This window comes from Pseudonocardia sp. NPDC049635, assembly GCF_040659795.1.
In the GTDB taxonomy this organism is placed as follows: domain Bacteria; phylum Actinomycetota; class Actinomycetes; order Mycobacteriales; family Pseudonocardiaceae; genus Pseudonocardia.
The window spans coordinates 62,210-74,476 of the sequence record NZ_JBFAON010000003.1; the positions used below are offsets into that span (position 1 = coordinate 62,210).

General features: G+C 75.3%; 10 protein-coding genes, 1 pseudogene and 1 riboswitch. Of the genes and pseudogenes, 2 read left to right on the top strand and 9 right to left on the bottom strand.

What is annotated here, in order from left to right; genetic code table 11:
• Positions 1–36: 36 nt before the first annotated feature.
• A complete protein-coding gene (holA, locus tag AB0J24_RS05090) occupies positions 37–1,023 on the bottom strand; it encodes a DNA polymerase III subunit delta (RefSeq protein WP_358675654.1) in 987 nt (328 codons plus the stop codon).
• 127 nt (positions 1,024–1,150) lie between these two features.
• A riboswitch (SAM riboswitch) is annotated at positions 1,151–1,301 on the top strand.
• Between the two features lie 6 nt (positions 1,302–1,307).
• Here holA and thrC point away from each other — a divergent pair.
• Complete coding sequence (gene thrC / locus AB0J24_RS05095; RefSeq protein ID WP_358675657.1) at positions 1,308–2,576, top strand: threonine synthase; 1,269 nt, start codon at positions 1,308–1,310, stop codon at positions 2,574–2,576.
• Positions 2,577–2,855: 279 nt separating this feature from the next.
• Here the strand turns inward: thrC and AB0J24_RS05100 are convergent.
• The 7 genes and pseudogenes from AB0J24_RS05100 to rsfS form a co-directional block, all read right to left on the bottom strand.
• Positions 2,856–5,096 (bottom strand): annotated as a pseudogene (locus tag AB0J24_RS05100) (ComEC/Rec2 family competence protein); the annotation flags it as partial.
• A complete protein-coding gene (locus AB0J24_RS05105) occupies positions 5,096–5,788 on the bottom strand; it encodes a ComEA family DNA-binding protein (protein WP_358675659.1) in 693 nt (230 codons plus the stop codon). The gene AB0J24_RS05105 and the pseudogene AB0J24_RS05100, both read right to left, overlap by 1 nt.
• Before the next feature lie 481 nt (positions 5,789–6,269).
• Positions 6,270–7,127, bottom strand: coding sequence for a DegV family protein (locus AB0J24_RS05110; protein ID WP_358675662.1), 858 nt, complete (start codon positions 7,125–7,127; stop codon positions 6,270–6,272).
• Positions 7,128–7,225: 98 nt separating this feature from the next.
• A complete protein-coding gene (locus AB0J24_RS05115; RefSeq protein ID WP_358675664.1) occupies positions 7,226–8,665 on the bottom strand; it encodes an FGGY-family carbohydrate kinase in 1,440 nt (479 codons plus the stop codon).
• Complete coding sequence (octT, locus tag AB0J24_RS05120) at positions 8,662–9,405, bottom strand: diglucosylglycerate octanoyltransferase (protein ID WP_358675666.1); 744 nt, start codon at positions 9,403–9,405, stop codon at positions 8,662–8,664. The genes AB0J24_RS05115 and octT overlap by 4 nt, the downstream gene beginning before the upstream one ends.
• The gene (locus tag AB0J24_RS05125; RefSeq protein WP_358675668.1) at positions 9,398–10,018 is read right to left on the bottom strand and encodes a histidine phosphatase family protein; all 621 of its coding nucleotides are present in this window, start codon (positions 10,016–10,018) and stop codon (positions 9,398–9,400) included. The genes octT and AB0J24_RS05125 overlap by 8 nt, the downstream gene beginning before the upstream one ends.
• Complete coding sequence (gene rsfS / locus AB0J24_RS05130; protein WP_358675670.1) at positions 10,015–10,407, bottom strand: ribosome silencing factor; 393 nt, start codon at positions 10,405–10,407, stop codon at positions 10,015–10,017. Before rsfS ends, AB0J24_RS05125 begins: the two co-directional genes overlap by 4 nt.
• A 147-nt stretch (positions 10,408–10,554) precedes the next feature.
• Here rsfS and AB0J24_RS05135 point away from each other — a divergent pair, with 147 nt between their 5' ends.
• Entirely contained in the window at positions 10,555–11,397 is an 843-nt protein-coding gene (locus tag AB0J24_RS05135; RefSeq protein WP_358675672.1) for a MaoC/PaaZ C-terminal domain-containing protein, read from the top strand.
• A 6-nt stretch (positions 11,398–11,403) separates the two neighbouring features.
• Here the strand turns inward: AB0J24_RS05135 and AB0J24_RS05140 are convergent, their stop codons facing one another.
• Positions 11,404–12,078: a hypothetical protein gene (locus tag AB0J24_RS05140; protein ID WP_358675674.1), complete on the bottom strand. Its 675-nt coding sequence runs from the start codon at positions 12,076–12,078 to the stop codon at positions 11,404–11,406.
• Positions 12,079–12,267: the final 189 nt, after the last annotated feature.

The window sequence follows — 12,267 nt, forward strand, 5'->3', positions numbered from 1 at the left end:
GGGGCGGCGCCGTCGTCGTGATCGTGGGCGGGGCGGTCAGCGCCCCGCGCGGGCCTCGACCACCGCCAGCACCGCCCGCTCCAGTGCATAGCCCGGATCGGCGGCGACACCCTTCACGTCGGCGTTGACGCGGGCGGTCGCGGCGATCGCCACGGCCAGCTGCTCCGGGCGCCACTGCCGGACCGTCCCCTGCGCCTTGCGGATCTTCCACGGCGGCATGCCCAGCTCGCCGGCCAACCGGTTCGGGTCACCCCGGCCCGCCGAGCCGACCTTCGCCAGGGTCCGCACCGAGTCGGCCAGCGCATCCGCGATCAGGACGTGCGGGACCCCCAGGACGAGGGCCCAGCGCAGCGCCTCCAGCGCACCCCGGCGGTCGCCGGCGACGGCCGCGTCCGCGACCGCGAAACCGGACGACTCGGCCCGGCCACGGTGGTAGCGGCGGACCCCGGCCTCGTCGATCTTCCCACCGGTGTCGGCGACGAGCTGCCCGGCCGCCGAGGCGAGTTCGCGCAGGTCCGATCCGACCGCCTCGACCAGCACCGCCAGCGCGGCCGGCGTGATGCTCCCACCGTGGCGACGCACCTCGGCGTGCACGAAGTCCGACCGCTCGTCGGCCCGGGTGATCCGGTTGCAGGTCGTGACCTGCGCCCCGGCCTTCTTCAACAGGTCGACCAGCGCCTTGCCCTTCGCACCGCCGGCGTGCTGGGCGACCAGGACGATGCCCGGCGCCGGATCCTTCGCGTACTCGGCGACCGCGGCGAGCATGTCCTTCGTCGCGTCCTGCGCGTGGGTGAGCACGATCACCCGGCTCTCCGCGAACAGCGACGGGCTGAGGTGACCGGCCAGCTCACCGGGCGCGACCTCGGAGGTACGGAAGCGGCGGAGCTCGACCTCGGGGTCCTCCTGCCGGATGCGGCGGACCAGCTCCGACACGGCCCGCTCGGCCAGGAACTCCTCGTCGCCCACCACCAGCTGCAGCGGATCGGGCGGTCCGGCGTCACGCGTCCTGCTCACGTGTCTCATCGTGGCCCACGGCACCGACGCCCGGTGAGCCGCGTCCCGTTCCGGACACGTCGGCTGGCCAGCGGCACATCTCGTCGCGTAGCGTTCCTGTCGCCAGTCCGATCACCGGCCGGCGACAATCGAATATGGCTCATCCAGAGGGGTAGAGGGAACGGCCCGTTGAAGCCCCGGCAACCGGCGTCGCACGACGATCCGCCCGCCTGCGCGTGACCGCGCGGCAGGACGTCGACGAACACGGTGCCAATTCCGACCCGCCGGCCCGGCGGGACAGATGAGGAGATCTCGTGACTCTCACTGCTGCGCCCGAAACGACGTCCGCCTACGACCTGGGCCCCGCCCGCGCGCTGTCCTGTCGCGAGTGCGGCCACGAGGTGCCACTGGCCGCGGAGTTCGCCTGCCCCCGCTGTTTCGGGCCGCTCGAGGTCGCCTACGACTTCCCGAAGGTGACCCGGGCAGCGATCGAGGCAGGCCCGAAGTCGATCTGGCGCTACCAGGACCTGCTCCCGGTGCCGAGCACCGTGCAGGAGCACCGCAACACCGAGCCCGGGCTCACCCGGCTGATCGAGGCCGACAACCTGGCCCGCGCGCTCGGGGTGCGCAAGCTGTGGGTGAAGGACGACACCGGGAACCCCACCCACTCGTTCAAGGACCGGGTCGTCGCGGTCGCCCTCGCGGCCGCCCGTGAACTCGGCTTCTCGGTGCTGTGCTGCCCCTCCACCGGGAACCTGGCCAACGCCGTCGCCGCCGCGGCGGCCCGGGCGGGCTGGGACTCGGTCGTGCTCATCCCGTCCTCGCTGGAGCAGCCGAAGATCATCACCACCGCGGTGTACGGCGGCACGCTGCTCGCGGTCGACGGCAACTACGACGACGTGAACCGGCTGGCCACCGAGCTCGCCGCGGAGCACGAGGACTGGGCGTTCGTGAACGTCAACGTCCGCCCGTACTACGCCGAGGGTTCCAAGACCCTGGGCTACGAGGTGGCGGAGCAGCTGGGCTGGCGGCTGCCGCAGCAGGTGGTCGTTCCGGTCGCCTCCGGGTCCCAGCTGACGAAGATCGACAAGGGGTTCACCGAGCTGGGCGGGCTCGGCCTGGTCGAGCCGACCCCGTACACGGTGTTCGGTGCGCAGGCCACCGGTTGTTCGCCGGTCGCCTCCGCGTTCGAAGCCGGGCACGACGTGATCCAGCCGCAGAAGCCGGACACCATCGCCCGGTCGCTCGCGATCGGGAACCCGGCCGACGGCCCGTACGTCCTCGACTCGGTCCGGCGCACCGGCGGATCGGTCGGGCACGTCTCCGACACCGAGGTCGTCGAGGGGATCCGGCTGCTCGCCGAGACCGAGGGTGTGTTCGCCGAGACCGCGGGCGGGGTCACCGTCGCCACGACGAAGAAGCTGCTCGAGGCCGGGAAGATCGACCCGGACGCCGAGACCGTCCTGATGATCACCGGAGACGGCCTGAAGACCCTGGACGCGGTGTCCGGTGAGGTCGGCCCGACCGCCACCGTGCCCTCGACCAGCGCGGCCGTCCGCGAGGCGCTGGCGCACCGCCGCTGAGCAGCCGCCGGTGGGACCGCCGGGCCGGGCGGCCGGCCGGCGGCCCCGCCGTCCGGGCGCCGGGCGGGGATCGCCCCGTTCGACGACCGCGAGCTCGGCCGGGTCGGTCCCGGTCACCGCGACGTCACCCGAGCGATCGGTTCTCGCGACCGTGACCCCGGAGCGCATCAACCGGTCGACCAGCTCCGGGTTCGGGTGGCCGTAGGTGTTGCCGTTGCCGGCGCTGACCAGTGCCGCACGCGGCCGCACCACGTCGATCAGCGCCGGTACCAGCTTCGCGGAGCCGTGGTGCGGCAGCTTCAGCACGTCGGCCCGCAGATCGCTGCCCGATCCGATCAGGTCGTCCTGCGCGGCGAGCTCGATGTCTCCGGTCAGCAGCACCGACCCGGCGGGCGTGGCGGCGTGCAGGACCAGCGAGCCGTCGTTCACGGCGGTCCCGTCCTCGCCGTCGACGGAGGCCGGCGGTCGCACCGGGCCGATCACCCGCAGATCCAGCCCGGGCCAGCGCAGCGCGTCCCCGCGGGCGAGTGCGACGACGGGGACACCGGCACGACCGGCCACCCGGACGAGTTCCCGCATCGCCGACTCCGGCTCCCGGACGGGGCCCACGGCGACCCCGCCCGCCGCCCGGTCGCGCAGCGCTCCGGCGAGTCCGCCGTGATGGTCGGAGTGCAGGTGGGTGATCACCACCAGATCGAGCACCCGGACACCGAGCCGGTCCAGGCAGACGTCGACGGCGTCGTCGGTCGGCCCGGTGTCGACCAGCACCGCATGCCCCTCGACACCGGTGGCCAGCACCAGGGCGTCACCCTGCCCGACGTCACACGCGATCACCCACCATCCCGCGGGCGGCCAGCCAGGTGGCGCGAAGCGGGTCGGGACGAGCACGAGGAGTGCCCCCACGAGCAACGCGATCAGCGCGGCCCGCAACCGGGGGATCCGGCCCATGGCCAGCAGGACCAGCAGCACCCCGGTGAGCAGCAGCGCTCCGGCCGTCCCGGCCGGCCACGGCACCTGGGCCCCCGGGACCGCGGCAGCCCGGTCCCCGACGAGCACCAGCCACCGCACGAACGGGCCGGCGGCCCAGGCGCACAGCCGCGTCGCGTCGGCGCTGACCGCCGAGAGCACGGCGCCGAGCACCCCGAGCACCGTCGCGGGAGCCACCGCGGGGGCGGCGAGGAGGTTCGCGACCACGGTGACCAGCCCGATCCGGCCGTTCAGTCCGGCGAGCAGTGGTGCGGTGGCGAGCGCCGCGACGACCGGGACGACGAGTGCCTCCGCCGGGCCGGGCGGCACGCCGCGCCGCCGCAGCGCGGCCGACCAGCGGGGCGCCACCAGGACCAGCCCGCCGGTCGCCGCCACCGACAGGCCGAACCCGGCGTCGACCGCGAGCGCCGGGTCGGCGAGCAGCAGCCCCAGTACCGCGGCGGACAGCGCCGGCAGCGCGGACCGGGCCCGCCCGACGGCCAGCGCGAGCAGGACGATCGCCCCCATCACCCCGGCCCGCAGGACCGACGGCGACGGCCGCGCGAGCACCACGAAACCGACCAGCGCCAGCATCGCCGCGGCCGCCGCGATCCGCGGGTCCACGCGGAACGCCCGGAGCAGGAGCAGCACCGCCCCCGTCACCACGGTCACGTTCGCCCCGGACACGGCGGTTAGGTGCGCGAGGCCCGCCGCGCGGAAGTCCTGCTCGGTCTCGGGCAGCTGGGCGCGGGTGTCACCGATGGCGAGCCCCGGCAGCAGCCCGGCCGGTGCCTCGGGCAGCGTCGCGAGCGAACCGTCGCGCAGCCCGTCACGTAGTCCTCCGGCGACGGTCTGCCACCACGGCGGCGGGTCGACCTCCTGCGGTGCCCCGCGCACCCGCAGCACCGCGACGGTGAGATCGCTCCGCCGGGCAGGTGCCAGCAACCCGGCGGCCGACACCGCCTGCCCCGGCAGTAGCTCGGCCCAGGTCTCGGCCGGGGCCAGCAGGACCACCTTCCCGCCGGTCGTCCACGAGCGGTCACCCGCGGTGGCGGTGAGCAGCTCGGCCGGGACCAGCGCGACGGCCCGGGCGGTGCCCGACTCGTCACCGCCGCCGGGACCGCGCAGGATCCGTGGGTCGTCGGTCAGCACCACCCGGACCTCCGCGGCCGCACCACGCACCGCCGGCTCCCGCAGCGGGTGCGCCGCCAGTGCCCAGGCGTGTCCGGTCACCAGCACCGCCGCCACCACCGCGCACCCACCGGCTGCGAGCACGATCGATCCCGGGGCGGCCGCGCGGGCACTGCTCCGCGCCCGGAGCAGCATGGTGAGCACCACCGCGGCGCCGCCCAGCGCCGCGGTGATCCCACCGGCGGGTCCGGCCAGCAGTCCGCACAGAACGGCGATCCATGTCGCCAGCGCCGCGGGGACCAGCCGGAGATCGGGCGGGGCGGGACGGACGTCGGTCTCCTCGTCCGCGCCCTCGCCGGACCGGGCGGTTCCCGGCCGGCTGTCGGCCCGCAGGCGGCCGGGCCTCCCGTGGGACGGCCGCATCAGACCCGGACCAGGTCCTGGAGCTGCGCGAACCTGCGTTCACCGATGCCGTCGATCTCGCGCAACTGTTCCACCCGGCTGAACCGCCCGTTCGCCGTGCGCCAGTCGATGATCTTCCCAGCGGTCACCGGCCCGACGCCGGGCAACGCATCCAGGTCGGCCGCCGTCGCCCGGTTGAGATCGATCTTCCCGGCGCCGGGGGCGCCCACCGAACCGGGTTCGGAGCCGGATGCCGGTTCCCCGCCCGGGGCGGGAGCCGCCGGGCCGGCCTCGACGGCACCGGGGACGCCGATCGCGATCTGCTCACCGTCGCCGAGCCGGCGGGCCAGGTTGAGCCCGGTCAGGTCGACCCCCGGGAGGGCACCCCCCACCGCGTCCACCGCATCGGCGACCCGTGACCCGTCCGGGATCCGGACCAGCCCCGGCCGCGCGACCCGGCCGACGACGCTGATCACCAGCGGACCCGCCGTCACCGGCGACGCTGCCCCGGGGTGACCGGGCGCCGCGGTCTCCGCCGGGGCCGCGCTCACCTCCGGCAACCCGGCGACCGGGTGAGCGGTGGGTCTGTTCGACCACACCCCGACACCGGCCAGGGCGGCGCCGGCGAGCACCACACCGATCAGCACCATCGCCCCCGGCCGGCCCGGGTCGACCCGTGCCCCCGACAGCGACGGCGGTAACCAGCGGATCACGACCCGGCGTAGCAGCGAGGGGCGGCCGCCGGGCGCCCGGGTGGTGCCCCCGCCGGAGGGGACCCCCGGCTCGGGCCCCCTGTGCGGTGCCGACGACGCGCTCACCGGCCCGGGCACCGGCACGAGGGGGACCGTCGGTGGGTCGCTCCCCCGGCCCGCCGCGGCACCGGGCCCCCGGCCGCTCCCGACGGCCGGACCGGTGTGGTCCGGCCGCCCGGGACCCGGGTGCACCGGCGGGCGCGCGGACAGCCCGGCGAGCCGCCGGGACGGGACTCGACTGGCATCCGACCTGGTCACGCCCTCGACGCTAGGAGCGCCGCGGGCCGTTGCGAGGGCGAGTTTCCGACCTGTGGACGTACCGGCGGGTTGTGGATGGACCGAGCCGGGACGCCACCCACCGCCGGCGCCCGCTGCTACACATCGACCGGTGCCGGCGCCCGCCGGGACGACGATCACGGAGGTGGTGGCGGTGCGGCAGAACTCACCCGGCGGGGACGACCACGACCCCGACCAGCCCGGGGCCGGCGTGCGCCCCGATCACCGCACCGACCTCCGACACGTGCGTCTCCGCGGCGTGCGGCAGCTGCGCGCGGAGCCGGTCGGCGATGTCCTCGGCACGCTCCCGGGCACCCAGGTGGTGCACGGCCAGCCTCGCCCCGGCCCCGGCTGCCGCCGCGACCGCCAGGGCGACCAGCCGTTCGGTCAGCCGAGCGGTGGTCCGCACCTTCTCCAGCGGCGCGATCCGCCCCTCGGACAGGTGCAGCAGTGGTTTCACCGCGATCGCGGCACCCAGCAGCGCCGAGGCGGCACCGATCCGCCCGCCGCGGCGCAGGCGTTCGAGGTCCTGCACCCCGAAGAGCACCCGGCACCGGGTCGCGACGTCGGCGGCGGCCGCAGCCGCCGCAGCGCCGTCGCCGGTTGCGGTCGCGATGTCCGCCGCGGACAGCACGGCGAAGCCCAGGCCCATCGCGATGGCCCGCGAGTCCACCACGCGGATCCGGCCGGGGGCCGTCTCCTGCGCCGCGAGGCGGGCCGCGTCCCAGGTCCCGGACAGCTCACGCGACAGGTGCACCGACACGATCTGCCCGGCACCGCCGCGCAGGAGGTCCTCGTACACCGCCGCGAACGACGCCGGTGCCGGTCGCGAGGTCTGGACGTCGAGCGTCCGATCGGCGAGGGCGGCGACGAGCTCGGCCGCGGTGATGTCCACCCCGTCGCGGGCGATCCGCCCGCCGAACCGCACCTCCAGCGGCACGACGTGCACGCCGTGGCGGTCGGCGGCGCCGGGCGGGAGGTAGGCGGTGGAATCGGTGACCACGGCGACCGGCGAGCTGGGCACGCGGGGACCCTACCGGTGGGCGGGGGCGCGGAGAGGTCGACGACCCGGCCCGCAGGCACCGGTCCCGCCGGCATCGGCCGGGTGCTCGGCCCGACCGCTCACCGGAAGATCGACGCCAGCGCCCGCTGGGCGTCGAGGTACCGGCCGTGGGCGTCGTCGAGCCGTTCCCGGGCCCGCGGGTCGGGTTCGAACTCGCGGTCCACCCGCACCATCCGCGCCGCGAGCTCCGGCACCGAGTCACCGGCACCGACGGCCATCCCGGCGAGCATGGCGGCGCCGAGCAACCCGGCCTCGCGTTCCGCGGTGCGGCGCATCGGCCGGCCCAGCACGTCGGCCTTCACCTGGCACCACAGGTCGCTGTTCGCCCCGCCACCGCACACGGCGAGTGCGGGAACGGGCCGACCGGCGGCGGCCTCCAGCGCGTCGAGCACGTGCCGGGCGGCGTGGGCGACCCCTTCCAGCACGGCTCGCGCCAGCTCGGCCCGCCCGGTCCCGAAGCCGGCGCCGAGCCAGTGGGCACGCAGGTGCGGGTCCCACAGCGGGGCCCGTTCCCCGGCGAGCTGCGGGAGGAACAGCACCGCCCCCGGCTGCGCGGTCGCCGCGGCGGCGAGCAGTTCCTCGGCGGTACCGCCCAGCGCGGAGCACGCCCAGTTCAGTGCGTCGCCACCGGCCTGTGTCGGTCCGGCGTGCACGTGCAGCCCGCGCCAGGTCGGGAAGGTGACGATCCCGGGCGCACCGGCGCCGGGTGTCGCCGCGACGGCCACCACCTCAGAGGTACCGGCCACGTCGATCGCGTCACCGGGGGCGGCGATACCGCCGCCGAGCAGCGCCGACCAGGCGTCCATCGTCCCGACGGCGACGGGCAGCCCCGGTGGCAGGCCGCCCGACCCGGTGGTCTCCCCCGCCACCGACGCCGGATCGGCCAGTGCCGGCAGCAGTCCGCGCAGCCCGGGGACGAGCAGGTCCAGCCAGTCCGGGTGGTCACCGTCCGGACCGACCAGGCCGATCGAGGAGAGCGGGTCCGCGACGGCCCGTCCGGTCAACCGGGCCAGGAACCAGTCCTTCGGCGCCAGCAGCTGCTCGGTTCGCCGCCACACGTCGGGGCGATGGGCCTGCAGCCATGCCGCGCGGGCGACGGGATGGGAGGCGTCGATGGTTCCGAGCCCGCCGCGCACGCGGGCCCGGTCCGCCGGAGCCAGCCGGTCGGTCAGGGCGGCCGCGGCCTCGGCACAGCGGCCGTCCTGCCAGGTGATCGCCGGGTGCAACGGCGTACCAGCGGCGTCGGCGACGAGATGGGTGTTGACCTGCGCGCACAACCCGACCGCGGTGAGGCCGCCCAGCGCCCCGGACGCCTCCAGCTCGGCGAGGGCACCGGTCAGCCCGCGCCACCAGTCCGCGGGATCCTGCTCGGCCCATCCCGGCCGGGGGCGGTGGGTGGGGTGCCTGCGGGTCGCCGCGGCCACCCGGTGGCCGTCGCCGGTGAACACCGCCGCCTTCACCGAGGTGGTGCCGAGGTCGATGCCGAGCAGCCTGCTCACGACGGTGCGCCCGTTCCGGCCGGGCTCCCGGCGACGACGGCGGCGAGCGCCGTACCGACGTCGCGGTGTGCTGCCCAGCCCCAGTGCATCCCGTCCGGGTTGCCGTGCCCGCCGAGCACGTGGGCGGCGACCAGCGATGCCACGTCGAGCAGGGACACGGCGGGCGCGGCGGCAGCCCAGGCCCGAATCGCGGCCTCGGTGGCCGCCCGGTGCGGGTGGGCCAGCCCGTAGTCGGCGGCCCGGTGCACCGACGGCAGCATCGCCACCACCGGTAGCTCCGGTCGCAGCGCGTGCACCCCCGCCCGGCAGCGTTCGAGGTACTGCACGGTGAGCCGGGGCGGGAGCGTCGCGGGCCCGCCACCGGGCAGCCGGGCCAGCGCGGGCGCGAGCAGCGGCTGCGCACGCCGGTAGCCCGAGCGTACGAGCCGGCGTAGCGACGGTGGCCGCAGGACCGGGATGAGCTCGCGCAGCGCGGTCGGCAGCGGCGAGGGCAGCGAGTCCATCCCGGACACTCCGAGCACGACGGCGTCCACCCGGGGCAACGCCGCCCACACCCGCGGGTCACCGGTGATCGCGGCCCAGGCGTGCCGGGCGGTCCAGCCGGCCCTCGCGACGAGCTCCACACCCCCACCGAGGTGGCCGGCGGCGACGTTCGGCCACAACCGTGCCTCGTCCGCCGGGTAGGGCCGGTCCGGACCGTGGAAGGCCAGCGAGTCGGCGACGACCAGGAGGTCAGGCACCGATGTTGTACCCCGACAACCGCCAGCGCGGATGGTCGTCGCGACGGGCCACCACGGCCCACTTCGCGTTGCCCATGCCGCCGATCACCGGCCATGCCGACTCCGGCAGGTCGAGCAACCCGCACACCATCCCGGCGATCATCCCGCCGTGCGCGACGAGCAGCACCGAACGTTCCACCGGGTCGTCGGCGTACTCGAGGTCCAGTTCGGCCACGACCGGCAGCGACCGGGCGACGACGTCCACCCGGGACTCGCCGCCCGGTGGCGCCCACCGCGGGTCCGACCGCCACAGGGCGATCGCACCCGGATCGCTGGCCGCTATCTCGTCGACGGTGCGGCCCTGCCAGTCACCCAGGTGGGTCTCGCGAAGCCGTTTGTCCACCGACACCGGCAGGCCCGTCGCACCGGCGACGACCATCGCGGTGTCGTAGGCGCGACTCAGGTCCGAGGTGATGATCCGGTCGAACGCCACGTCGGCGAGCAGCGGCGCCACGGCGGCGGCCTGTGCCCGCCCCTCGTCGGTCAGCTGGGTGTCGAGGTGTCCCTGCATCCGGCCACCGGCGTTGTATCCGGTCTGGCCGTGCCGGAGCAGTGTGATCCGCCGCAGCGTCATCCCGCGTCGTCCTCGTCGTCACCCGGTGGCTGTGCCCGCGGGACCTCGATGGTCGGGCAGTCCTTCCACAGCCGGTCCAGCCCGTAGAAGCCGCGCTGCTCGGTGTGCATCACGTGCACGACGATGTCGGTGAAGTCCAGCAGCACCCAGCCGTTGTCGGCGTCGCCCTCGCGTCGCGTGGGCTTGCTGCCGCGCTCGCGCAGCTTCTCCTCGACGGCGTCCACGATCGCCTGGACCTGGCGCTCGTTCTGCGCCGAGGCCAGCACGAAGCAGTCGGTGATCACCAGCTGCTCGGACACGTCGAGGGCGATGATGTCGGCGGCCTTCTTGTCCGCCGCGGCGGCCGCGGCCACCTTCGTCAGCTCGATCGCCTCCGGTGATGCCGTCACTACGCCTCACGTCCCCCGCGTGCTCGGTTCCCTCGGACGTGCTCGTCCGAGGACGACCCAGTGTGTCAGCCGGGCCGGCAGGGGTTGGGTGGCGGGCACCGCGCGAGATAGGTTCTCGCCACGGTGGACCGTCGAAGGAGACTCCCCATGGCCCTGGCCCCCGACCTCGAGGGCACGCAGTGCGAGCCGGTCAACTTCGCGTGGTCACGCGACGACGCGCTCCTCTACGCGGTCGCCGTCGGCGCCGGCGCCGAGGACCCGGCCTCCGAGTTGGCACTGACCACGGAGAACACCGCCGGGGTCCGCACGGTGGTGCTGCCCTCGTTCGCCGAGCTGGTGACGCGCCACGCCCGGGTCGATCTCGGCGACATCGACCCGCCCAGGCTGGTGCACGCCGAGCAGTCGTTCACCCTCGCCGCGCCGCTGCCGGTGCAGGGCCGGGCCCGGGTGACCTCGACGGTCACCGAGGTGTTGGACAAGGGCTCCGGGGCGCTGGTGCGGACCGAGGCCGAGGCGGTCGACGCGGAGACCGGTGCGCCGCTGCTGTCCACCGTGCGGTCGGTGTTCATCGGCGGCGAGGGCGGGTTCGGCGGTCGCCGCGGCACACGGCCGGACAATCCCGTGCCGCAGCGGGCCCCCGACCACGTCGTGGCCTACCGGACCTCCCCCGGCCAGGCCCTGCTGTACCGGCTGACCGGGGACCGCAATCCGCTGCACTCCGACCCGGAGTTCGCCGCGAAGGGCGGTTTCGACCGGCCGATCCTGCACGGCATGTGCACCTACGGCTTCACCGCGCGGGCGCTGGTCGCCACCGTCTGCGACGGGGACGCGGCGGCACTGCGCGGGATGGATGCCCGGTTCACCCGGCCGGTCCTGCCCGGCCAGGAGCTGACGGTGTCGATCTGGCGGACGGGCGACCAGGTCACCTTCCGCACAGCGGTCGGCGCCGACGTCGTGCTCGACCGGGGGATCGCGGCGCTGACCTGCTGAGCCCGGTCAGACGGCGACGGCGAGCCGGGCGGCGGAGGATCCGCCCGACCGGTCACCGCCCCGGTGGGCCAGTTCGACGAGGGCGTCGAGCGCAGCGATCTGCGGGTACCCGTGGTCGCGGTCGTGCCGGTGCGGCCATCGATGGTCGAGATCGCGGAAGGCGACCGCCCGGAGCCGGGTGGTCGCGATGTACCGCGGGTTGTCGCGGACGAACCGGGCGAAGGCGTCCCGGAGCTCGGGGCGCCGCGGGAGCCCGCCGCGGACGAAGCCCTCGATGTCGGCCCCGATCTCGTGGACGTACTCCCCGCACAACTGCACGACGAACGGGACGATCCACGCCTCGTCGAACCCGAACAGCTCACGGACCGCACGTTGACGCAGCCCCGCGTTCTCGTTGCGGGACATCCAGGCGGCGACGACGGCCTGCCGCCGAGGGCTCAACCGACTCAGGTGGGCCCGCGCGGGCCACGGGAACGCCACCCGGTAGGGGATCTGCACCGGGTCACCGTCGACGTGCACGTCGTGATCGGCGACCCCACCACCGGCGTCCTGCACGAGCTGGGCGGACACCGCACCCCACGGGGCCAGCGCTTGCATGGCGACGTGCGCGTCCCGGCGCACCCCGGGCGGAAGCGCGCGCAGCAGGAGCCCGGCGACGGCCGGGGTCGGGACCTGAATCACAAGCGGATTGTAACCCTGATGGCGCAGGGTGCGGTGACAGATGGTCACCGCACACGCTCCGCGGTCATCCCTTCGGCGGAGGGGCGACCCAGGACGACGACCGTCCCGGCGGCGACCCGCACCACCCGGCCGTCCGGACGTCTCGATCTCGTCTCGGCGAACTCATCAGCTTGCCTGCCACGAAACCAG